General features: G+C 61.6%; 20 protein-coding genes. All 20 read right to left on the minus strand.

The window, feature by feature from the left end; all coding sequences use genetic code 11:
- Positions 1 to 2 precede the first annotated feature (2 nt).
- The 20 genes from ACQ4W7_RS24655 to sdhA all read right to left on the minus strand — a co-directional run bounded on the left by ACQ4W7_RS24655 (position 3) and on the right by sdhA (position 23,600).
- The gene (locus ACQ4W7_RS24655; protein ID WP_426070873.1) at positions 3 to 920 is read right to left on the minus strand and encodes a peptidoglycan DD-metalloendopeptidase family protein; all 918 of its coding nucleotides are present in this window, start codon (positions 918 to 920) and stop codon (positions 3 to 5) included.
- Between the two features lie 42 nt (positions 921 to 962).
- Complete coding sequence (locus ACQ4W7_RS24660; RefSeq protein WP_436534023.1) at positions 963 to 1,853, minus strand: protein-L-isoaspartate(D-aspartate) O-methyltransferase; 891 nt, start codon at positions 1,851 to 1,853, stop codon at positions 963 to 965.
- A gap of 9 nt (positions 1,854 to 1,862) precedes the next feature.
- On the minus strand, positions 1,863 to 2,600 hold the full coding sequence (gene surE / locus ACQ4W7_RS24665; RefSeq protein ID WP_436534025.1) for a 5'/3'-nucleotidase SurE: 738 nt from the start codon (positions 2,598 to 2,600) through the stop codon (positions 1,863 to 1,865).
- 94 nt (positions 2,601 to 2,694) lie between these two features.
- Positions 2,695 to 5,175, minus strand: a complete 2,481-nt coding sequence (locus ACQ4W7_RS24670) for a tetratricopeptide repeat protein (protein ID WP_436534027.1) — start codon at positions 5,173 to 5,175, stop codon at positions 2,695 to 2,697.
- A gap of 19 nt (positions 5,176 to 5,194) precedes the next feature.
- Positions 5,195 to 5,800 carry a toll/interleukin-1 receptor domain-containing protein gene (locus tag ACQ4W7_RS24675; protein ID WP_215408711.1) on the minus strand — a complete coding sequence of 202 codons (606 nt, stop codon included), beginning with the start codon at positions 5,798 to 5,800 and terminating at the stop codon, positions 5,195 to 5,197.
- A 269-nt stretch (positions 5,801 to 6,069) separates the two neighbouring features.
- Positions 6,070 to 8,106, minus strand: coding sequence for a DNA repair helicase YoaA (gene yoaA, locus ACQ4W7_RS24680; protein WP_436534029.1), 2,037 nt, complete (start codon positions 8,104 to 8,106; stop codon positions 6,070 to 6,072).
- Positions 8,107 to 8,167: 61 nt separating this feature from the next.
- Positions 8,168 to 8,368 carry a YdcH family protein gene (locus tag ACQ4W7_RS24685; RefSeq protein WP_010399897.1) on the minus strand — a complete coding sequence of 67 codons (201 nt, stop codon included), beginning with the start codon at positions 8,366 to 8,368 and terminating at the stop codon, positions 8,168 to 8,170.
- Between the two features lie 159 nt (positions 8,369 to 8,527).
- Complete coding sequence (locus ACQ4W7_RS24690) at positions 8,528 to 9,238, minus strand: hypothetical protein (protein WP_436534031.1); 711 nt, start codon at positions 9,236 to 9,238, stop codon at positions 8,528 to 8,530.
- 19 nt (positions 9,239 to 9,257) lie between these two features.
- Positions 9,258 to 10,355, minus strand: a complete 1,098-nt coding sequence (zapE, locus tag ACQ4W7_RS24695) for a cell division protein ZapE (RefSeq protein WP_071076265.1) — start codon at positions 10,353 to 10,355, stop codon at positions 9,258 to 9,260.
- Between the two features lie 92 nt (positions 10,356 to 10,447).
- Positions 10,448 to 11,878, minus strand: a complete 1,431-nt coding sequence (gene lpdA, locus ACQ4W7_RS24700) for a dihydrolipoyl dehydrogenase (protein ID WP_426070712.1) — start codon at positions 11,876 to 11,878, stop codon at positions 10,448 to 10,450.
- Complete coding sequence (locus tag ACQ4W7_RS24705) at positions 11,868 to 12,251, minus strand: PspC domain-containing protein (protein WP_426070713.1); 384 nt, start codon at positions 12,249 to 12,251, stop codon at positions 11,868 to 11,870. Before ACQ4W7_RS24705 ends, lpdA begins: the two co-directional genes overlap by 11 nt.
- 94 nt (positions 12,252 to 12,345) lie before the next feature.
- Complete coding sequence (gene odhB, locus ACQ4W7_RS24710) at positions 12,346 to 13,602, minus strand: 2-oxoglutarate dehydrogenase complex dihydrolipoyllysine-residue succinyltransferase (RefSeq protein WP_436507388.1); 1,257 nt, start codon at positions 13,600 to 13,602, stop codon at positions 12,346 to 12,348.
- Between the two features lie 117 nt (positions 13,603 to 13,719).
- Positions 13,720 to 16,572 carry a 2-oxoglutarate dehydrogenase E1 component gene (locus ACQ4W7_RS24715; protein WP_426070715.1) on the minus strand — a complete coding sequence of 951 codons (2,853 nt, stop codon included), beginning with the start codon at positions 16,570 to 16,572 and terminating at the stop codon, positions 13,720 to 13,722.
- Positions 16,573 to 16,829: 257 nt separating this feature from the next.
- Positions 16,830 to 17,804, minus strand: a complete 975-nt coding sequence (locus ACQ4W7_RS24720; protein ID WP_426070716.1) for a LysR family transcriptional regulator — start codon at positions 17,802 to 17,804, stop codon at positions 16,830 to 16,832.
- Positions 17,805 to 18,036: 232 nt separating this feature from the next.
- Positions 18,037 to 18,579, minus strand: a complete 543-nt coding sequence (locus ACQ4W7_RS24725) for an NAD(P)H-dependent oxidoreductase (protein WP_436534034.1) — start codon at positions 18,577 to 18,579, stop codon at positions 18,037 to 18,039.
- A gap of 225 nt (positions 18,580 to 18,804) precedes the next feature.
- Positions 18,805 to 19,146 (minus strand): winged helix-turn-helix transcriptional regulator, encoded by a 342-nt coding sequence (locus ACQ4W7_RS24730; RefSeq protein ID WP_426070718.1) that lies wholly within the window; start codon positions 19,144 to 19,146, stop codon positions 18,805 to 18,807.
- Positions 19,147 to 19,275: 129 nt separating this feature from the next.
- Positions 19,276 to 20,577 carry a citrate synthase gene (gene gltA, locus ACQ4W7_RS24735; protein WP_099400296.1) on the minus strand — a complete coding sequence of 434 codons (1,302 nt, stop codon included), beginning with the start codon at positions 20,575 to 20,577 and terminating at the stop codon, positions 19,276 to 19,278.
- A 122-nt stretch (positions 20,578 to 20,699) separates the two neighbouring features.
- Positions 20,700 to 20,981: an FAD assembly factor SdhE gene (locus ACQ4W7_RS24740; protein ID WP_034752073.1), complete on the minus strand. Its 282-nt coding sequence runs from the start codon at positions 20,979 to 20,981 to the stop codon at positions 20,700 to 20,702.
- A 117-nt stretch (positions 20,982 to 21,098) separates the two neighbouring features.
- Positions 21,099 to 21,809: a succinate dehydrogenase iron-sulfur subunit gene (locus tag ACQ4W7_RS24745; RefSeq protein WP_034752075.1), complete on the minus strand. Its 711-nt coding sequence runs from the start codon at positions 21,807 to 21,809 to the stop codon at positions 21,099 to 21,101.
- Between the two features lie 9 nt (positions 21,810 to 21,818).
- Positions 21,819 to 23,600, minus strand: coding sequence for a succinate dehydrogenase flavoprotein subunit (gene sdhA / locus ACQ4W7_RS24750; RefSeq protein ID WP_426070719.1), 1,782 nt, complete (start codon positions 23,598 to 23,600; stop codon positions 21,819 to 21,821).

Raw genomic sequence — 23,600 nt, forward strand, 5'->3', positions numbered from 1 at the left:
ACCTAACGGTTAGGCAGGAATTTCGAAGGGTCGACAGGCTTGCCCTGCTGGCGGATTTCAAAGTGCAGCTTCACGCGGTCGGCATCGGAATCGCCCATTTCGGCGATGGCCTGGCCTTTGTTGACGTTCTGCCCTTCCTTCACCAGGATGCTGCGGTTATGCGCATACGCCGACAACAAGCTATTACTGTGCTTCACGATGACAAGATTACCATAACCACGGATTCCGCTCCCGGCATACATGACTTTTCCCGCGCCGGCCGCCACCACTTGCTGGCCCGCCTTGCCGGCGATATCGACACCCTTGTTCTTGCCTTCATCAAAAGTGCCGATGACCTTGCCTTCGGAAGGCCACATCCAGCTGATCTTGTCATCGCCAGCCGCTTGTGCGGCAGGCGCGGCCGCAGCGGCTGCCGGTGCGGCGGCGACAGCTGCTGCTGGCGCAGGTGCAGGCTTGACGTCGCTGCTGCCGCCATCGGCGCGCAATTCGGCCAGGGTGGCGTCGGAATACGCGCGCTTCTCGCCGCGCGGGCCCGTTTTCTTCGGCACGACAGGCGCGGCCGGTTTGATTTCCGTGACGGGCGGCATGACGACGGCCGACGTCTGCGCGCCGCCCGTGTCGCCATTTGGTGGCAGCACGCGCAGCACTTGGTCGACCTTGATGTCGTTCGGGTTGCTCAAATCATTCCAGGCCACCAGGTCGCGGTAATTCTGGCCGTGTTCCAGGGCGATGCGCAGCAGGGTGTCGCCGCGCTTGACCGTGTAAAAAGCCGGGTCGCGGTCGCGCGGATCGCTGGCTGCGGCGCTGCTGCTCGATGGATGGCGCTCCACGACAGGTGCCTGGACGCCCGTGGTGCCGCAACCGCTCAACAGCGCGGCCAAGGTGATGCTACATAGAAGTATGTTACTTTTCTTAATCATTCGCATGTAATTGTATGTCCTGCTTGCTAGCTGATCCGGGGATCATATGGTGCCCGGGCGCAAAGGCACGAAATGGCAATCTTCCAGGGTTTGGCTAGTCCATTCCATTTTCCCCACCCGGGTAATGAGTTGTAAGTGTTGCAATTTAGCGCCCACCGGCGCAACCAGACGCCCGCCGGGCGCCAGCTGTTCCAGCAAGGCTTGCGGGACTTCCAGGCCGGCAGCGGCAAGGATGATGCCGTCGAAGGGCGCCGCCTGCGGCAGGCCAAGCATACCATCTCCGTACTGCAAGCGCAGATTTGACACGCGCAGCGGGCGCAGATTGACCTTCGCCAGCTCATGTAAAGGTCGGATGCGCTCGATCGAAAACACCTCTTTTGCCACCAGCGACAGCACTGCCGCCTGGTAACCGCAGCCGGTGCCGATTTCCAGCACGCGCTGCAAACTGCCGCCCTGGCGCATCACTTCGATCATGCGCGCCACGATATACGGCTGCGAAATGGTCTGATGGTGGCCGATGGGCAAGGAGGCATCGATATACGCCTGCGATGCCAGCGCCTCGTCCATGAACAGGTGGCGCGGCACGGCTTGCATGGCGTCGAGCACCACCTGGTCCTTGACGCCCTGTTTCGCGATGCGCGCCACCATGGCCCGGCGCACGGCGTCCGAGACAAGCGGGTTTTGCCGTGGCGGCGACACCACGGCCGGCTGCGCCCGCTCGTTGGCAATGGCCTGCGCGCGCGACGGCGCGATGGGCAGCGTGGCAACGTGGTACGGCGCGCCTCCCCTGGCCGCAGTTTGCGCCGCATTTTGCATCGCCGTCTGCGGCGTGGCGATGCGCGACTGCGCCAGCGACTGCCCCCCGCCCTGCCTGGCAGGCTTGCCGGCCAGCGAATCGAGGGAAAGGGGGAAGGTACGCGGCTTGTCAGTCATAGTGAGCGTTCATGCCAGGCCTTTTGCCAGTGCGTCGAGTTGGGTGGTATGCGTCAGGTCGATCTGCAGAGGCGTGATCGATACTTGTCCATGTTCAACGGCATGGAAGTCCGTGCCCGGACCGCCTTCCTTGGCGGCACCGGCCGGGCCGATCCAGAAGATTTCACGGCCACGGGGATCGAGGGCGCGGATCACGGGCTCGGCCGAATGGCGCTTACCCAGGCGCGTGGCTACTACGCCTTGCATTTGCGCGTAAGGAATGGCGGGTATATTCACATTCAATAAATACGGTTTCTGCAGGGCGTCAAACTGGCGCTCGACGATTTCTCTCGCCACGCGGGCGGCCGCATCCAGGTTGGCCCAGCCAAACTGCGACTGGGAAAAGGCGATGGAGGGAATGCCGAACAGATAGCCTTCCGTGGCGGCGGCCACGGTGCCCGAATACAAAGTGTCGTCGCCCATGTTGGGGCCGTTGTTAATGCCGGACACCACCAGGTCGGGGCGTTCGATGAGCATGCCCGTCAGCGCCACATGCACACAGTCGGTGGGCGTGCCGTTGACAAAATAGAAGCCGTTGGCAGCCTTGTGCACGGACAAGGGCCGGTCCAGGGACAGCGAATTGGATGCGCCCGAGCGGTTGCTGTCGGGCGCCACCACGACGATGTCCGCAATGGGCGCGAGCGCGTCGGCCAAGGCTGCCAAGCCTGGCGCCAGGTAACCGTCGTCGTTACTGATAAGAATTCTCATAACGAGATTTTACCTGAAGCAATGCCAACACTGCGCGTGCCACGCACCGATAGATTGCATTATTTATGCCGCCGCGCGGACATGGCGCGCAGCGTCAGCGCTGCTCGATGCGCGCCTCCGACAACGCCCCTTCCAGCGCCTGCACTTCATCTTCCTGCAAGGCCAGCAAAGCATTCAGATCACCTTGCAATTTATACATTCTTTTCAGCTGCGCCATGCCGCGCCTGCGCAGCTTGCCTGGCACCCCCGGGCGCAGCAGGCAAGACTTCAAATGTTCGGCCAGTTCGCCCGCCTGCGGATACTGTTCGCGCTCTATCATGCCTTGCAACATCAAGACCATGCTGGCCAGGGTGTCCGGTTCGGCCCCTTCGTACCCGTTGGCGCGGCCAGCCAGGATGGTTTGCTGCAAATGCCGGGCGCCGTCCAGCACGCTGTCCGCATGCCCCGTGACGGGCGCATTCAACAGCCGGTCACTGCCGCTGAGCACAGCGTCTTCCAGCAGGCGCGCCGCCTCGCTCTCGCCCTGCTGCTGCAGGGTGCCAGCCAATTGCTTCTTGCTGTGCAAGGTATCGAGGTGATCTTCGCCCAGCAGGCGCGCATGCACTTCCAGCACCTGCTCCTGCACGCTGCGCGCCGCATCAAGCTCGCCACGCCGCAGCAGCGCTTCGGCCAGTTTGCGCTGGCTCATCAGGGTTTCAGGATGGTCGAGCCCGTGCATGCGCTCGCGCGCCGCCACCTGGTCTTCGTGCAACTGGCGCGCGCCGGCCCAGTCGCCCTGCCCGGCCACGATATCGGCCAGCAAGTCGCGCGTGGCCAGGGTGGCCGCATGGTCGCTGCCCAGGCGCCGCTCCTGCGCCTGCAGCACGGCAACAAACATGCGCCGCGCGCCTTTCAGGTCGCCTTCGTGTCCCAGCGCCTGCGCCAGAGCCAGCTTGCTGCGCAAGGTGTCGCCATGCTCGGCGCCAAACAGGCGCTCGCGCGCCGCTACCACCGTGCCCAGCACTTGCTGCGCCTGCGCCAGCCGGCCCATGCGCAGCAAGGTGGCGGCGCGGCCATCCATCGCCTCCAGAGTCAGCGGATGCTCGCCACCGAGCTGGCGCGCGTAAATGGCCAGCACGGTATCTTGCAGCAGCAGCGCCGCCGCCAGCTCTCCTTGCAGCAAGAGGGTTTGCGCCAGGCAGGCCCGGGCGACCAGGGTATCGGGATGTTCGCTGCCCAGCACGCGCTCGCGCACGTCCAGCACGTCCTCTTCCAGGAAGCGGGCTTCATCGAGCTTGCCCAGCTGGCGCAGCAGGCGCGCCATGCCGCTCTTGCATGCCAGGCTGTCGGGATGTTCCTCGCCCAGCAGGCGCACGCGGATTTCAACGCTCTGGCGGAAGGCATCGAGCGCCTGCGCGCTGCGCCCGTCCTTGCGGTATAGCTCGCCCAGGCGGGCCAAGTCGCGCGCCAGCGGCAGCGCCACGGCGCGGCCCGGTTCGAGCAGCAAGGCCTGGCGCGCTTCGCTGATGGCGCCCAGCAAGGCGATTTCACGGCTCGATTGCCATGCAAAGTAGCCGCCCGTCAGCCAGTGCAGAAACGCTTCGAAGGTACGCGTGAGGGAAAAGCGGTCGCCGCCCTGATCGATGCGCACGGCCAGCTGCTCGCCATAGGCAAAGGTTTTCGTCTGCTGCAACTGGACTTCGTCGAAATAGCTGTCGAGGGAGATCTGCGGCAAACCGTAGGAGGTACGCAGCAAGCGCTCGAACAGGGGCTGGAAGCCGGCGATACCCTTGTGCGCGTCGCCGCGGCGCCACTCGGCGCGCTGCGCGCCGTCGCCCATTTCTATACGCGAGGGCAAGGGATACACGAGCAGCGGACGCTGTTCGTCTTCATGGCTGCGGCGGTACTCGATGGCCCGCGTGACGAGCGCATCGACGCCTTCCAGGCTTTGCCGGTTCGGCGTGAAGACCACCACCAGCTTATTCGGCAGCAAGGTAGTGCAGATGCCGGCACTGTCCGTGCGGCCCGTGCGGGAATCGACCAGGACATAGCGGAAATGCTGGGCCAGGGTATCGGCGAAGCAGCGAAACAGGGCCGGGCAGGTGTCGAACAGCTGGTCCCAGCGCATCTGCGCCAGGCGCTCGCTATAGCTGGCATCGAAACGCCCCGCGCGCATCAGGTACAGCGGGCTGCCCTGGTCGACGCGCACCACATATTGCTGCCAGTCGATGGCGTCGAGCACGCGCTGCGCCAGCGCCGCATCCTCGCGTCCCCCACCTTCGCGCCCCCTAGCCTGCCCGCCGGCGCGCGCGCCCGCCTTTTGCAGGCTGATGCGCTCGAGCTGCTGGCGGCACGCCTCGAAGAACTCGAGCACGCCAGGTCGCTCTTCGTGCTGCTCGAAATAATGGTGCAGGCCCGGCGCCTCCATGTCCCAGTCCAGCATCAGCACGGGCACGCTGGCGTTTTCGCGCCGCGCCAGCAGGACGGCAATGTTCGACAGGGCCATGGTGCGGCCGGTACCGCCCTTGTAAGAATAGAAGGTGACGACTTCGCCAGGGGCGCTCAAAGGTGGCAGGGAGAGGCGTTGGCATTCCATGACGGGACCTTTTACGTGATTAACGTGGAAAGTGGGGAGGCGGAATGGCGCGCCATTCCGGCGGGATAGCGGGCAACACGAAACGGCTGCAATCGTGGCCGGGCGGTGTCGACCGTTTGAGCAAGTGGTAATGCGTGGCAATGCGCTGCACGATGCGTTCGATATCGGGCAGGTATTGCGGATTCGACTTCAGGTCGCCGCTGGCCAGCGTATAGCCGGAGAAATCGACGTACAGGCCCGACTCCGTGATTTGCGACGGCAAGCCGTCCGGATGGCGCGTCATGATGATGGGGATGATCAGGTGGCTGGGCAGTTCATACCAGGCGCGCCGCTCCTGTTCGATTAGTTGCATGGCAGCAAATTCACGCCGCGTATAGCCGTGCGCCTCATATTTGGGCGTGTACAGCACGATCATGCAGACGCTCTGGCACATGGCGCGCGCCACGCGCAGGTCGATATCGTCGCCGCCACCCAGTTGCTCGCTGTCGATGAACAGCACTTCCTCGCGGTCGAGGTGCGGCTCCAGATAGCAAGCCAGCGCCTCGATGAGATCGTTCTTGAACTTGTTCATGAACGCATATTGGCCGTGTGCATAGCTCAAGAAACAGCCGTAGCGGATCTCCATGGCATCCCCCTGTTCCCCGTGCGGCCCTGCCATCGCCGCGCCTTGATCCTGCAAGGCATGAGTTCACTGTAGACCGCCCGGCAACGGCCCTGTTTGCGCTGGCGCAAAGATGTGTCTGGCGTCCTGGACATGCGGAAAGAAGCCAGAAACTGGCGCGATCACGCCCATTTTTAGCATGCCAGGCACGCAGGCAGGCGCCGCACAGAAAGCGCTAGTGGCTTGATAACAAAGGGAAATAAGCCGGCGCGCTGATGGCGCCGGCAAGACGACTAGGCGCCCTTGGCAGGCAGGTTGCGGAAGAACTCCACCACTTCGGCGGTATCGCGCGTGCGCTTGAAGGGCGGCAGGCTTTGCCAGATGCGCTTGCCGTACGGCTTGGAAATGAGGCGCGGATCGCAGATCATCAGCACGCCGCGGTCACCCTCGTCACGAATCAGCCGTCCCGCGCCCTGCTTCAGGTTGATAATGGCTTCCGGCAGGGAATGGTGCATGAAGCCATTCTTGCCCTGCTTTTCCATCACTTCGATGCGCGCGGCCAGCACGGGATCGTCAGGCGGCGCGAACGGCAGCTTGTCGATGATCACCAGAGAGAGCGCATCGCCGCGCACGTCGACGCCTTCCCAGAAGCTCTGGCTGCCGATCAGCACGCCGTTCCCGGCGGCGCGGAACTGATCGAGCAATTCCGTGCGGCCCTTGTCGCCCTGCACGAACAGCGGAAAGTTCAGGCCCCGCTGCTTGAATTCATCGGCCAGGCGCTCGGCCGCGCGCTTCACGGCGCGCAAGGTGGTGCACAGGAAGAAGGTGCGCCCGCCCGCCGCCTCGATGATGGGCAAGGCGCAGTCGATGACGGCGTCCGTGTAGCCCAGCGAGTTCGGCTGCGGCAGGTTTTGCGGCACGAACAGCAAGCCCTGCTGGACATAGTCGAAGGGACTCGGCCAGGTGTGCGACGGTTCGCCCGTCAAGCCCATCTGTTCGGAAAAATGCTTGAAATCGTTCTTCACGGCCAGAGTGGCGGAAGTAAAAATCCAGCTGCGCGGCGTGCCTTCGCGCTGGTTATTAAAAATCGGCGCGATCGACAATGGCGTTTTATGCAACTGCAAGGAGCTGGAAAACGCTTCCACCCAGAACACGGCTTCTTCGCCGGCCGCCACCTTGGCCTTCGGATCGAACTTCCAGCCGCTCAGCTGCTGCGCCAGCTCGACGCCGCGCACGCGGCACTGCTCCAATGTTTCCGCCCGTTCCGCCTGGGTTTCCAGCACCGCCACCATACCGTCAAGCTCATCTTTGAGGGTGTCCAGCGCGGGAAAGAAGTCGCTCGACGGGGCGATTTGGGGCAGCGACAGACGCACGATATCCTGCGGGAACGTCAGGCGCAGGTCGCGCGCCGCCTTTTCCACCACCGTGACGGTTTTTGCCCAGTCGATGCCGCGCGCATGCGCCAGCCCTTCGGCCAGCACGTCGCGGCACAGCTCCAGGATTTGCGAGGTGGACACCGTATTGCCAAAGAATAAAGTGGCCGTGTCGGGCAACTGGTGCGCCTCATCGAAGATGATGGTGTTAGCCGATGGCAGCAATTCCGCCACGCCCGTGTCCTTCAGGGCCACGTCGGCAAAGAACAAATGGTGGTTGACTACCACCACGTCGGCCTGCTGCGCTTCCTTGCGGGCCTTCATGACGAAACAATCCTGGTAATACTGGCACTCGGCGCCCATGCAGGTGTCGCGCGTGGACGTCACCAGGTTCCAGATCATGGCGTTTTCCGGCACCTTGGCCAGCTCCGCCTTGTCGCCGGAGCTGGTCATCTTGATGAAACGCGAAATTTCGCGCAAATGCCCCACGTCGTCGCGCGAGGTCATGCGCCCGTTCTGCAGGGTGCGTTCCAGGTGATAGTGACAAACGTAGTTCGAGCGGCCCTTCAGCAAGGCCACGGAGACGGGCGCCTGCAACGCGGCGCGCACGGTAGGGATATCGCGCAGGAATAGCTGGTCCTGCAAGTTCTTCGTGCCGGTGGAAACAATAGTCTTGCCACCCCACATCAAGGCCGGCACCAGATAGGCGAAGGTTTTACCCGTGCCCGTGCCCGCCTCGGCGATCAGGGTTGTCTGGCTGTCGATGGCATGGGCGATGGCCTTGGCCATTTCCGTTTGCGAACGGCGCGGCTTGTAGCTGCCCACGGCGGGACCGAGCGGGCCGCCGGCGCCAAACAGGCGCTCGATGTCGGCATCGTGCTTGCCAGGCGGTGCCTGCGGTTCGGCTGGCAGACTGGCTGGCAGATCGGCAGGCTGGCCATCTGGGCTTGCGGGCAATAAATTGTGATCGGTCAAAATATACTTAGGTGAAGGCTGGACTGGACGCTACTGGCGCCCCTCAGGCGGGAACATCGGGCACCAACTGCATTTTCAGCAAGGTGATGTGATCCTTCAATTGCAATTTGCGCTTTTTCAGGCGGCGCAGTTGCAGCTCGTCATGGTGACCATCGAGTATCAGCAACTCGATGACGGCATCGAGGTCACGGTGTTCCACGTTGAGTTCAATCAGGCGCCGCTCTATATGCTGTGCATCGCTCATGTGTTGCGTTCCAGGCAGTGTTGGTAACAGTGTTGTTAAACCGGTGCGCGCAGCGTACGCAGGCAGCCATCGGCGCCAGCATCACCGGCGAGTGCGTAGTTTAACCTGCCGCGCGCGTTAGGGCACGCCATTTCCGGCATGGCCCCTTACACGGCGGTTTTACTTGGCAGGCGGCACGGGTATAGCAACGGCCGGCGTGCTGGCAGCGGCGGCTGCCGCCTTGGCCTGCGCTTCGGCCTGGCGCTGGGCCAGGCGTTGCGCCACGCGTTTCTGGCGCGCCACGGCGTCAGCCTGCTTGCGCGCATAGTCTGCCTCGCGGGCCGCGCGGCGCGGCGCGTCGGCAGCGTCGGCGGCAGCCTGTCTCGCCACCTTCGCCGCTTGCTCAGCCTCGCGCTCGGCAACGCTCTTGCCTTCCGGCTTGGGCGGCGCCGGCTCGGGCGCGACGACCTTCACGGGCTTGGGCATGGCCGCAGCCCGCTGCTCGGCATCGAGGCGCGCACTTTCCTGCGTCCTGGCCAAGTCCATATCGCGCAGGCGCACGGACTCGGCCCGTTTGAAATAGTTCGCTTCCGCTTCGACGGCGCGCAGGCGCAGCAGGATCAGGCGGCGCTTTTCCTTGGCCTTGTCCAGGCAGTTATTCACGAAAAATTTGTCGTAGCACTCCAGTTCGCGCGCCACAAACTCATTTTCCGCCGCCTCGCGCTCGCTGGCTGACTGCTTCAACTTGGCGTCCGCCTCTTCCACCGACAAGGTGGCGGACACCTGCGGGGCGCCGACCTCATCCAACGCCGCACCACCCTGGTGCGCGCAGGCGGACAATGCCAGGGTCAGACCCAGCGCCGCTCCCAGCTTGTATAGTGTATTTGCCATTATCTTCATTATCCCTGCCTCAAACGATCGCGTCGGCCGCGCCGCGCTGTTCTTTTTCCATGTATTCGCGCGATTGCATCTCGATGATACGCGAAACGGTACGGTGAAACTCGTTGGCCAGCATGCCGTTCGTGTACAGCTGCTCGGGCGCCACTTCGGCCGACATGATCAGCTTAACCTTTTGATCATAAAACACGTCGATCAGCCAGGTAAAGCGGCGCGCTTCGGACGACTGCGCCGCCGACATGGCCGGTATGCCGGACAATATCACCGTATGGAAGCGGCTGGCGATTTCCAGGTAATCATTTTGCGAACGGGGGCCGCCGCACAGGGTGGCGAAGTCGAACCAGATGATGCCGCCCGCGCGGCGCAGGCAATGGATTTCACGGCTCTCGATGCGGATGCGCGCGTCTTCGTCGGCCGTCTCGGCGATGCGCGTGTAGGCGTCGCGCAGGGCCTTGTCGGTCGCTGCGCCCAGTGGCGTATAGTAACTTTCCACCTGCTCCAGCGCGCGGCCGCGGTAATCGACGCCCGCATCGACGTTCATCACGTCGAGCTTGTCCTTCAGCAGGGCGATGGTCGGCAGCATGCGGTCGCGGTGCAGGCCGTCCGGATACAGCAGGTCCGGATCGTAATTCGAGGTCATGATGAAGGACACGCCATTGGCGAACAGGGCCGACAGCAGGTTATACAGGATCATCGCGTCGGCGATGTCGGAGACGTGAAATTCATCGAAGCAGATCAAGCGGTATTTCTTGGCGATGCGCTTGGCCACCTCATCTAACGGGTCGGCCACGCCTTTCAATTCATCGAGCTGCTGGTGCACGCCGCGCATGAATTCGTGGAAGTGCAGGCGCGTCTTGCGCACCAGGGGCACGACCGAATAAAAACTGTCCATCAGGAACGATTTGCCGCGCCCCACGCCACCCCACATGTACACGCCTTTCGGTACGGCGGGACGGTTGAGCAGGCGCTTGAAGGTACTCGAGCGCTGGCCTTTGTAAGCCACCCACTCGTCATAGCACAGCTGCAGACGGTCGACCGCGCGCCGCTGGGCGGCATCGGCCTTGAAATCGCGCTTCTGCAACGCGTGCTGGTAAAACTCTTCAACGTTCATGGGATTCGATTCAACAGGGATTCTTGACATAGCGCAAACGGGCCGGCAAGGCAGAAACTGCTTTGCCGGCCCGCTGCGAAGTACCGTACCGCTTAGAAGTTCAGCGTACGCTTATCGACGGCCAGTGCCGCTTCCTTGGTCGCTTCCGACAAGGATGGGTGCGCGTGGCAGATGCGCGCGATGTCTTCGGCCGAGGCCTTGAATTCCATCGCCACGACGGCTTCGGAAATCAGTTCCGAGGCCATCGGGCCGACGATGTGCACGCCAAGGATTTCATCGGTGGTCGCATCGGCCAGGAATTTCACCATGCCCGAGGTGTCGCCCAGCGCGCGCGCACGGCCGTTGGCCATGAACGGGAAGGTGCCAGCCTTGTAGGCGATGCCTTCGGCCTTCAGGGTTTGCTCGGTCTTGCCGACCCACGCGATTTCCGGCGAGGTGTAGATCACCCACGGAATCGTGTTGAAGTTGGTGTGGCCATGCTGGCCAGCGATACGCTCGGCCACGGCAACGCCTTCTTCTTCCGCCTTGTGCGCCAGCATCGGGCCGCGCACGACGTCGCCCACTGCCCATACGTTCGGCAGGTTGGTCTTGCAGTCGCCGTCGACGGCGATGAAGCCGCGCTCGTCGAGCTGCAGGCCGACTTTGTCAAAACCCAGGCCATTCGTGTTCGGCGTACGGCCGATCGAAATGATCAGTTTGTCGAACACGGCTTTTTGCGCTTCGCCCTTGGCGTCCACGAATTCCACGGTGACGTCTTTCTTGCCTGGCGTGATCGCGCCGATCTTGCAACCGAGGTTGATCTTCAAGCCTTGCTTGATGAACAACTTCGACGCTTCCTTGGCGATCTGCTCGTCGACAGCGCCCAGGAAGACCGGCAGGCCTTCGAGCACGGTGACGTCGGAACCCAGGCGGCGCCAGACGCTGCCCATTTCAAGACCGATCACGCCGGCACCGATGACGCCCAGCTTGGCTGGTACGGCGTCGATGGCCAATGCGCCCGTGTTCGACAAGATCAGTTTCTCGTCGAATGGTGCGCCCGGCAGTTCGCGTGCGTTCGAACCCGTGGCGATGACCACGTGCTTGGCACTCAATGTTTCGTTGGCTTCGCCCGTCACGCTGATCTCATACGCGCCAGCGGCGGCGGCAGCGAAAGCGGCGCGGCCGTGGAAGAAGGCGATCTTGTTCTTCTTGAACAGGTACAGGATGCCGTCGTTGTTTTGCTTGACGACCGTGTCTTTGCGCTTGAGCATCTGGCCCAGGTTCAGTTTCAGGCCGGCGACATCGATGCCGTGCTCGGCGAAGCTGTGGCCCGCGTGTTCAAAATGCTCGGACGATTGCAGCAGCGCTTTCGACGGGATGCAGCCGACGTTGGTGCAGGTACCGCCAGGCGCGGCGCCGCCCTTGGCGTTCGACCACTCGTCGACGCAGGCGACGGAAAAGCCCAGCTGGGCTGCGCGGATGGCGGCGATATAGCCGCCAGGGCCCGCACCGATGACAACTACGTCAAATTGTTTAGTACTCATGTTTTGTTATTCCAATCTCTTCGTCTGGTACGAAAATCCACAATAAAAGGTAAATCACCACGCCGAAGCCGAAGGTCAATGTAAACAGGACGAAGACGAGGCGCCAGATCCACGCTTCCATGCCGGAAGCGCGGCCCAGGCCACCGCAGACGCCACCGAGCCAGCGGTCGTTGCGCGAGCGGCGCAGGCGGTTGAATTCCTGCACCAGGTCGTTCGACGGGCCGGAGGCGGCATCGGCGCCGGACGTGCTGTCCGGTTTGTCCAGGTTGATATTGCTCAGGAGCTTGGCTTTCGCTTGCGCGAATTCCGCGTCGCTCAGGGCGCCCGCCAGGTGCAACTCGTGCAGACGCTTGATTTCTTCAGAGACGTTCATAGGAATCCTCTTTCATTGAGATCAGCCAGCTGCGTCTTCTGGCAAGGGGTATCAGCTACATTGCCCCGGCGGCGACGCCGGGGGTCTACAGTGCTTACAGGTCCAGCAACAGGCGTGCAGGATCTTCCAGCGCTTCTTTCATCGCCACCAGGCCCAGGACGGCTTCGCGGCCGTCGATGATGCGGTGGTCGTAAGACATGGCCAGGTAGTTCATCGGACGCACCACGATCTGGCCGTTTTCGACAACGGCGCGGTCCTTGGTCGCATGCACGCCCAGGATGGCCGATTGTGGCGGGTTGATGATCGGGGTCGACAGCATGGAGCCGAAGGTGCCGCCGTTCGAGATCGAGAACGTGCCGCCCGTCAGGTCGTCCAGCGTCAGCTTGCCTTCCTTGGCTTTCGCGCCGAATTCACCGATTTTTTTCTCGATGTCGGCGATCGACAGCTGGTCCGCGTTACGGATGATAGGCACGACCAGGCCGCGTGGCGAACCGACAGCGATGCCGATGTCGAAGTAACCGTGGTAGACGATGTCGTTTCCGTCAACGGAGGCATTGATGATCGGGTATTTTTTCAGGGCAGCGACGGCGGCCTTGACGAAGAAGGACATAAAGCCCAGCTTGACGCCGTGCTCTTTCTCGAACTTGTCTTTGTACTTGTTGCGCAGGTCGATGACCGGCTGCATGTTCACTTCATTGAACGTGGTCAGGATGGCGTTCGTCGATTGCGATTGCAGCAGGCGCTCGGCGATACGCGCGCGCAGGCGGCTCATCGGCACGCGCTCTTCCGGACGGTCGCCCAGGCTGGCAGCCGACGGCGTGGCAACTTGCTGCAGCGCTGGCTTGGCAGCGGCTGGCGCCAATGGCGCAACAGCTGGCTTGGCGGAAGCGGCCAGGGCATCGCCCTTGGTCACGCGGCCATCTTTGCCGGAACCGGCGACGTCGCCAGCGGAAAGGCCTTTTTCGGACAGGATCTTGGCAGCGGCAGGCATGGCGACATCGCCTTTGGTCGCGGCAGCTGGTGCGGAGGCGGTCGCGGCGTCTTGCGCGGCGGCAGCCAGGGCTGGCGCAGGCACAGCCGACACTTCCATCGGGCTGACCTTGGCCGAGCCGTCGGTATCGATGATGGCGATGACTTCGCCGGCGACGACGGTGGCGCCGTCGGCCTTGATGATTTGCACGATCACGCCAGCGGCAGGTGCCGGCAGTTCCAGCACCACTTTATCGGTTTCGATATCGATCATGTTTTCGTCGCGCGCGACTGGCTCGCCGACTTTCTTGTGCCATGCGAGCAGGGTTGCTTCTGCAACTGATTCCGACAACTGGGGAACTTTGACTTCGATTTGTGCCATGTAAAACTCCGTTTATTTTGTTATTGCGGCGCCGCCCCTGCGTAGCAAAGGCAGCGCTCCGTCATGATGTATGCGAGCAGGCGCCATGCATAGACATGGCGCCCCTTATCCTGCCACTTACTTGGTCAGGATAAAACCCTTCAGCTTCGAGAATGCCGTTTCCAGCAGATCTTTTTGCTGGGCGTAGTGCTTGTCATAGTAACCGACAGCAGGCGACGCCGAAGCAGGACGACCGGCGTAGGCCAGGCGCTGACCCGATTCCAGGCCTTCGAAGATATTGTGCTGGATCTGGAACCAGGCGCCCTGGTTTTGCGGCTCGTCCTGGGCCCATACAACTTCGACCAGATTCGGGAACTTCTTCAGTTCAGCAGCGAACGACTTGTGCGGGAACGGATACAGCTGTTCCAGGCGCACGATGGCCGTGTCGGTCTGGCCACGGGTCTTGCGTGCGTTGACCAGGTCGTAGTAGACCTTGCCCGAGCAAGCGACCACGCGCTTGACTTTCTTGGCATCGATTTTGTCGTCGACTTCGCCGATGACTGTCTGGAAACCGCCCTTGGCCAGGTCGGTCAGCGGCGAACCGGCATCCTTGTTGCGCAACAGCGACTTCGGCGTCAGGATGACCAGCGGCTTGCGGAACTGGCGCACCATCTGGCGGCGCAGCAAATGGAAGATCTGCGAAGCCGTCGTCGGCTGCACCACTTGCATGTTGTTGTCTGCGCACAGCTGCAGGAAGCGCTCAGGACGCGCGGACGAGTGCTCAGGACCCTGGCCTTCATAACCGTGCGGCAGCATCATGACCAGGCCCGAAGCGCGGCCCCACTTCACTTCGCCGGAGCTGATGAATTGGTCGATTACCACTTGCGCGCCGTTGGCGAAGTCGCCGAACTGGGCTTCCCAGATCGTCAGCGTGTTCGGTTCAGCGGTCGAGTAGCCGTATTCGAAGGCCAGTACGGCTTCTTCGGACAGCACCGAGTCAATGACGGTGAACGGCGCCTGGTTGTCCGACACGTTTTGCAGCGGAATGTAGGTACCTGCATCCCAACGCTCGCGGTTTTGATCATGCAAGACGGCGTGGCGGTGCACGAAGGTACCACGGCCGGCGTCCTGGCCCGTCAAACGGATGGCGTAGCCGGACGATACCAGCGATGCGTAGGCCAGGTGTTCGCCCATGCCCCAGTCCAGGTTCATTTCGCCACGGCCCATGGTGCCACGGTCGCCCAGCACTTTTTCAACCAGCGAGTGGACCTTGAAGTCTTCCGGCACGGTGGTGATGCGGGTCGCCAGGCGTTTCAGTTCCGTCATCGGCACGGCGGTGTCGGCCGAATCGGTCCATTTCTTGTTCAGGAACGGCAGCCAGTCGACGGCGTACTTGTTCTTGAAGTTCGAGATGACCGGATCGACGGTATGCTTGCCGGCGTCCATGGCGTCGCGGAAAGCGGCCACCATCTTGTCGCCGCCATCGGCAGGGATTACGCCTTGCGCTACCAGCTTGTCCGCGTACAGCTTGCGGGTGCCTGGATGCTGGGCGATCTTCTTGTACATCAGTGGCTGCGTCAGTGCCGGCGTATCTTGCTCGTTGTGGCCAAGTTTACGGTAGCAGATGATGTCGAGGACGATGTCCTTCTTGAATTCCATGCGGTAGTCGAGCGCGATTTGCGTCGCCAGTACCACGGCTTCCGGATCATCGGCGTTGATGTGCAGGACCGGTGCTTCGATCATCTTGACGACGTCCGAGCAGTACAGGGTCGAGCGGGCATCGCGCGGATCCGAAGTAGTGAAACCGATCTGGTTGTTGATCACGATATGCACCGTGCCGCCGGTATGGTAGCCACGGGTTTGCGCCAGATTCAGCGTTTCCATGACCACGCCCTGGCCGGCGAACGCGGCATCGCCGTGCACCAGGATAGGCAGCACTTGCGCGCCCTGCGCATCGCCGCGGCGATCCATGCGGGCCTTGACGGAACCTTCGACCACAGGGTTGACGATTTCCAGGTGCGACGGGTTGAACGCCAGCGACAGGTGGACCGGGCCGCCCGCAGTGGAGATGTCCGACGAGAAGCCTTGATGGTACTTCACGTCGCCGGCAGGCAGGTCGTCGCCATGCTTGCCTTCGAATTCTTCGAACAGTTCCTGCGGCGCCTTGCCCAGGGTGTTCACCAGCACGTTCAGGCGGCCGCGGTGGGCCATGCCGATAACGATTTCCTGCACGCCTTTTTCGCCGGCGCGCTGGATGGTTTCATCCATCGAGGCGATGAAGGTTTCGCCGCCTTCCAGGGAGAAGCGCTTCTGGCCCACGTAGCGGGTGTGCAGATAGCGTTCCAGGCCTTCGGCCGCGGTCAGGCGGTCGAGGATGTGGATTTTTTTCTCTGGGGTGAAATTCGGGGTGGAGCGGATCGCTTCCAGTTTCTCTTGCAACCAGCGCTTTTCGGCCGGATCGGAGATGTACATGAATTCGGCACCGATCGAACGCGTGTAGGTGTCGCGCAGATAGTTCAGCAGATCGCGCAGGGTGGCGGTCTCGGGGCCAAAATAGGTATTGCTGATGTTGAACACGGTGTCCATGTCCGCGTCGGTGAAACCGTAGAAGCTCGGCTCGAGCTCAGGGATCATCGGACGTTCCTGGCGTTGCAGCGGATCCAGATTGGCCCAGTGCGAACCGAGGTAGCGGTAAGCGGCGATCAGTTGCGTAGCAGCAACACGCTTGCGGCCCATTTCAGCATCGAAGGAAGCGGTCACTGTGCGGATCGGACCTGCTTTTGCGCGCTCGGCGAACGAGGCGACGACGGAGGCATGCGCCACGTCAGGCTTGTTGGTGCCATCGACGGCAGGCACATGCTGCATCGCGTCGAAGTAGGAACGCCAGTTATCGGGTACCGAGCCTGGATTGTTCAGATACGCCTCGTACAGGTCTTCCACGTACGGAGCATTCCCACCGAACAGGTAGGAGTTGGTCGTTAATTGCTGCATATATTGCTCACCTTTCTTCGCGCTTCGCGAGGAATTAGCGGGTTAATCTAACCTTCCGCGACACGGCCTGACCGGTTAGCGGATTGCACATCAAGTTGTGGGGAAGGGCTTTTTTATTGCACCAGCATTCTGCATACCGTCATTTAGAATAGCACGCGGTATTGTAACGCAACAATCACTAGTTGAATTTTATTTGGCAAGCAAATGTAAGCTGGGTCCTTGATTTCCCCGGGCTTGCAAGCCTGTTACTGTTGTGCTTACAGCACTTCCTTGCCCGCGCTGGCATGCCGCTTGCGCCCAACTGGTCTGCCCGACAACGACGGCGCCGCGATGGCGGCCAGCCAATCGGGATCGCCCGCAAACCACTCAACCAGGAAGTCGAGCATGGTGCGCAGCAGGGGCGACATGTGCTGGCGCGACGTATAGATGCCGTAGATGCCCATGTCTTGAGGCTGATACGCGGGCAGGAGTTCTACCAGTTGCCCGCTGGCGATCAGCGGCGCGGCCGAATAGCGCGGCTGCATGGCGATGCCCGCCCCCGCCACCGTGGCCACCAGCAGGACCAGCGATTCATTCGCCGACAGGCGGCCGCTGACGGGGACAGTGAGCGCTTCCCCATCGTGCGTGAACTGCCACAGGCTCTTGCCGAAATACGTATAAGTCAGGCAGTTATGCAGGGCCAGATCTTCCGCCCGACGCGGCGTGCCATGCGCTGCCAGGTACGATGGTGCAGCACACACCACCGACGCACAACTGGCCAGCTGGCGCGCGATCAGGTTCGGCTCGAGCGCGTTCGTGATGCGGATCGCCAGGTCGATGCGCTGCTCCACCAGATTGACGGCGCGGTTCTCCATCTGCAGATCGACGGCGGCGCGCGGGTAGCGCCGCAGGTAAGCGGTTACTGCGCCGGCGAGCGCCGTCTGCGCCAGCGATTGCGAGCAGCTAATGCGCAGCAAGCCGTGCGGCGTGTCGATTCCCTCGGGCCAGGCGACGGCCATGGCGCCGGCCACTTCCAGCATCTGGCGGCAGCGCGCCAGCGTGGCCTCGCCCGCATCCGTCAGGCTCAAACGGCGCGTGGTGCGATGCAACAGGCGCGCCCCCGCCCACTGTTCCATTTCGGCCAGGTAACGCGTCACCATGGCACGCGACATATCGAGCGCCTCGCTGGCGGCCACCATGCTGCCGCGTTCGGCGATGGCGACAAATACTTGTGCTGCGGTGATGCGGTCCATGCAGGTACTCCCTTGATTCATCCGATCCATGCAACTAAGTATTGCAATCTACCTTATTTGTCGCGCCTGGTCGAAAGGAGAATATGCTGGCACGCGCCGCCCGCCCCTCCACCTTATTACTGTTGAGCGCGGTGGCGGACGCCATCCTGATCAACGCCCAGTTCCTGCACGACGATGCAGCGCAGTTAGCGCACACCATCGCCGCCAGCGGCAAGCGCCGGCACACCCCGCCTTACAAGGCAGCCAAAAAGCGCTCATACTCTTGCGCGCTGCGCGCCAGCCGCTCGGCATAGCCCGTTTCCTTCGGCCCGTCTTCCGCGCCATAGAAAGCAAAGAAACGGCGGTTGTCGGCGCCGACATAGGCGAGGGTGACATCAAACGGTGCCAGCAGCTGCGCCAAGGTGACGTTCCACTTGCCTTGCGGCGCGAAGTCCTCCTGCCGGATGCCGGCCGTGACGGCCAGCGCAACCTTGCGGCCCTGGAAGGCATCGCCGCCCGTGCCGTAAGCCCATCCATACGCCAGCACGTCATCGAGCCACTGCTTCATCAAGGGCGGACAGTTAAACCAGTACACAGGGAACTGCAAGACCACATTGGCGTGCGCCTCCACCAGCGCCTGTTCGCGCGCCACATCGATTTTTCCGTCCGGATAAGCCTGGTACACATTATGAATGGTGTAACGGTCGGGATACTGCGCCAGCTCCTGCAGCCAGCGCTTGTTGGCCACCGAGGTGGGGATGGAGGGATGGAAAACGATAACGAGGGTTTTCATCATGCTGCTTTCATGACAATGGAATGGATGCACCGGCTCCACACTCTCAAGAAAGCAGGCAAGCCGATACCCTGCCCCAAGGCGCGCAGCACTTGGCGGCGCGCCCCAAGAGGCAAAAACAGCATAGCCATAGTGAGTTCTTTTCACAAGTACCCACATTTACTACTTATACCATATGAAAAGTAAGCTACTAAACCATAGAAAGCTACTTAGCCATGTCCGTCCGGATCAGACTGACTGGTGCCGTTCGCCCCACTCACACAAGGTATGCAGCACGGGAATCAGCGAGGCGCCCTTGCTTGAGAGGGAATATTCAACCTTGGGCGGCACTTGCGGATATTCCTTGCGGACGATCAGCGCATCGGCTTCCAGCTCCTTCAGGACGACGCTGAGGGTCTTGAAGGCGATGCCGCCGAGATGACGCTTGAGTTCGTTATGTCGCAGCACCTTGTTTTGCGCGAGCGCATACAGGATCAGCATCTTGTATTTGCCGCCGATCAGCGACAAAGTATAGCCAAATGCCGTATCGCCCAGGGCCACGCCGCTGGGGGCGCATGTTACTTCGTTCATCGCGTTGTGCTTCCTGTTGAGCCAGGGTCCGAGCATAACAGCCTGGCAGCCCTGGTTTGCATCGAGCGCAAGATGCGCATAAAAAAACGGGCCGAAGCCCGTTTTTTGTTTGCTCGATACCGCCGTGGATTAACGCTTGTCCAGTGGCAGTACTTCGCGTGTGGTCGAACCGACGAACAGCTGGCGCGGACGGCCGATTTTCTGTTCCGGATCAGCGATCATTTCGTTCCACTGGGCGATCCAGCCGATGGTGCGGGCCATGGCGAAGATACCGGTGAACAGCGATACCGGGATGCCCAGCGCCGATTGCACGATGCCCGAGTAGAAGTCGACGTTCGGGTACAGCTTGCGCGAAACGAAGTAGTCGTCGTTCAGTGCAATCTTTTCCAGTTCCATCGCCAGCTTGAACAGCGGGTCGTCTTGCAGACCCAGTTCTTGCAGCACTTCGTAGCAGGTTTCACGCATCAGCTTGGCGCGTGGATCGAAGTTCTTGTACACGCGGTGGCCAAAGCCCATCAGCTTGACGCCGGAGTTCTTGTCCTTGACTTGCTCGATGAAGGCAGGGATGTTTTCGACGGTGCCGATTTCCTTCAGCATGTTGAGTGCCGCTTCGTTGGCGCCGCCGTGGGCAGGGCCCCACAGGCAGGCGATACCGGCAGCGATACAGGCGAACGGGTTGGCGCCCGACGAACCGGCCAGACGGACGGTCGATGTCGATGCGTTTTGCTCGTGGTCTGCGTGCAGGATCAGGATGCGGTCCAGGGCGCGCACCAGCACGTCGTTGACCTTGTACTCTTCGCAAGGATTGGCGAACATCATGTGCATGAAGTTGGCGCTGTACGACAGGTCGTTGCGTGGGTACACGAACGGCTGGCCGACCGAATACTTGTAAGTCATGGCGACCAGGGTTGGCATCTTGGCGATCAGGCGGATGGCCGACACTTCGCGGTGACGCGGGTCGTTGATGTCCAGCGAGTCATGGTAGAACGATGCCAGCGCGCCGACGGTGCCCACCAGGACCGACATCGGATGCGCGTCGCGGCGGAAGCCACGGAAGAAGAATTGCATCTGTTCGTGCACCATCGTGTGCTTGGTGACGGTGTCGACGAACTTGGCTTTCTGCGCCGCGTTCGGCAATTCGCCGTTCAGCAGCAGGTAGCACGATTCCATGAAGTCGGCGTTGACGGCCAACTGTTCGATCGGGTAACCACGGTACAGCAGCTCGCCCTTGTCGCCGTCGATGTAGGTGATCGACGAGTTGCAGGCGGCCGTCGACATAAAGCCTGGGTCGTAGGTGAACTTGCCGCTACCGGCGTACAGTTTGCGGATGTCGATGACGTCCGGACCAACCGTGCCTTTGTAGATTGGAAATTCAAGCGATGGGCTGCCATCGGAGAACGACAGGGTAGCTTTTGTGTCAGAGATATTCATGGGCTCTTCCTTCTCGGGAGTGAGTCGAAATTAAAATCAAAAATTCTGGCTGCAATTCGCACCGCAATTCGGCAGTGCTACAGCGCGCCACTCGCACCGTTTGCAATATATCGCCCAGGCGTCTAGGCAATGCGCAGTCGTTGCAGCAGTGCGCGCACATGCGGCAGATCGACTTCGCCTTCCGGCTCTTTACGGGCCAGTACCAGATCCATTAACGCATTGTCCGATAAATCCAGCAAACGCGTCAGCGCGTCAACTTCTTCATCGGTCAATTCGGTTTCATACGCATCGAGAAAACGGGTCAGGATAATGTCGTTTTCCAGCAGGCCACGGCGTGAACGCCAGCGCAGGCGGGCGCGGTTGGCCGGGTCGGCCTGATGCGAGGACAAAATTGATTCTGTCATTTGGTTTACCACTTTACGCGTGCCTTGCGGCACGCTGCTGCTTTGCAGGCGCCGCCTGCAGGCAAGAGAGGATACCCTCTTCCCGCAAACGGCGCCCGGCGGACGCGATCAGACGACTCAGATCGCGCGGCGGACCATCAATTCCTTGATCTTGCCGATCGCCTTGTTCGGGTTCAACCCTTTCGGGCAGACGTCGACGCAGTTCATGATCGAATGGCAGCGGAACAGGCGGTACGGGTCTTCCAGGTTGTCCAGACGCGCACCGGTGGCTTCGTCGCGCGAATCGGCGATGAAGCGGTAGGCTTGCAGCAGGCCGGCCGGGCCGACAAATTTATCCGGATTCCACCAGAACGACGGGCACGACGTGGAGCAGCATGCGCACAGGATGCACTCGTACAGGCCATCGAGTTCTTCGCGTTGTTCCGGCGACTGCAGGCGTTCTTTTTCTGGCGGGATCGAATCGTTGATCAGGAACGGCTTGATCGAATCGTACTGCTTGAAAAATTGCGTCATGTCGACGATCAGGTCGCGGATGACCGGTAAACCTGGCAACGGACGCAGCACGATAGGCTCCGACAGTTCATTCAGGTTGGTGGTGCATGCCAGGCCGTTCTTGCCGTTGATGTTCATCGCGTCCGAACCGCACACGCCTTCGCGGCACGAGCGGCGCAGGGCCAGCGAGTCATCGACGTCCGCCTTGATGCGCTGCAGTGCGTCGAGCAGCATCTTGTCGGTGTCTTTCAGTTCGACCGTCAGGTCTTGCATGTACGGCTTGGCATCCTGGTCAGGATCGTAGCGGTAGATTTTGAATTTAAGAGTGCGTGCCATGGTATAGCCTTAGAAAGTACGTGGTTTCGGTTTGAAGGTATCAACCGTCAGCGGCTTGGTCACGACTGGCTTGTATTCCAGTCGGTTGCCTTCCGAATACCACAGAGTGTGCTTCATCCAGTTGTCGTCGTCACGTTGCGGATAGTCGTCCTGGGCGTGCGCGCCGCGCGATTCCTTGCGGGCGGCTGCCGAAACGATGGTCGCTTTCGCCGTTTCGATCAGGTTGTCCAGTTCCAGCGCTTCCACGCGGGCCGTGTTGAAGACCATCGATTTATCCTTGAAGGAGACGTGCTTGCGGCGCTCGTCGAGCTTCATGATTTCTTCGACGCCCTTGTTCAGCATCTCGTCGGTACGGAACACGCCACAGTACTTCTGCATCGTTGCGCGAATATCGTTTGCCACGCCCTGCACGGTTTCCGAGCCGGTCGAATTTTCCAGACGCGCCAGGCGGCCCATGGCAAATTCGGCAGCATCGGCTGGCAAAGGCTTGTTTTCCTTGGCTTTCAGGCCGCTGTTGACGATGTGGTTGCCGGCCGCGCGGCCGAAGACCACCAGGTCGAGCAGCGAGTTCGTGCCCAGGCGGTTGGCACCGTGCACGGAAACGCAGGCGCATTCGCCGATCGCGTACAGACCGTTGACGACTTTCGCCGAATTATCCGGACCGGTCGGGGTGACGACCTGGCCGTGGATGTTCGTTGGAATGCCGCCCATCTGGTAGTGAATCGTCGGCACGACAGGAATCGGTTCCTTGGTGGCATCGACGTTGGCGAACTTGTGGCCGATTTCCAGGATCGACGGCAGACGCTTGGCGATGGTGTCGGCGCCGATATGGCGCAGATCCAGCATCACGTGGTCCTTGTTCGGACCGCAGCCGCGGCCTTCCTTGATTTCCTGGTCCATCGAACGCGAGACGAAGTCGCGCGGCGCCAGATCCTTCAGGGTCGGCGCATAGCGCTCCATGAAGCGTTCGCCTTCGCTATTGATCAGGATGCCGCCTTCGCCGCGCACGCCTTCGGTGATCAAGACGCCCGCGCCGGCCACGCCGGTCGGGTGGAACTGCCAGAATTCCATGTCCTGCAGCGGCAGGCCGGCGCGTGCCGCCATGCCCATGCCGTCGCCGGTATTAATGAAGGCGTTGGTCGATGCGGCGAAGATGCGGCCTGCGCCGCCCGTTGCCATCACCGTCGTCTTTGCTTCCAGGATCATGCATTCGCCGGTTTCCATTTCCAGCGCGACAACACCAATCACGTCGCCTTCGGCGTCACGGATCAGGTCGATTGCCATCCATTCGACGAAGAAGTGCGTACGCGCGCGCACGTTGCGCTGATACAGCGTGTGCAACAGGGCGTGACCGGTACGGTCGGCTGCCGCGCAGGCGCGCTGCACCGGCTTTTCGCCGAAGTGAGCCGTGTGGCCGCCGAAGGGGCGCTGATAGATGGTGCCGTCAGGGTTGCGGTCGAACGGCATGCCGAAGTGTTCCAGTTCGTACACGACCTTCGGTGCTTCACGACACATGAATTCGATGGCATCCTGGTCGCCCAGATAGTCGCCACCCTTGACGGTGTCGAACATGTGCCAGAACCAGTTATCTTCAGCCATGTTGCCGAGCGACGCGCCGATACCGCCCTGCGCCGCAACGGTGTGCGAGCGGGTCGGGAAAACTTTCGACAGGACAGCGACGTTCAGACCGGCTTCAGCCAGCTGCAACGACGCGCGCATGCCGGAACCGCCGGCGCCAACGATAACCGCATCAAAGCGGCGGGTAGGAATTGCAGATTTATATGCTGCCAC

It is taken from the genome of Janthinobacterium algoris, assembly GCF_051380935.1.
Taxonomy (GTDB): Bacteria; Pseudomonadota; Gammaproteobacteria; order Burkholderiales; family Burkholderiaceae_D; genus Janthinobacterium.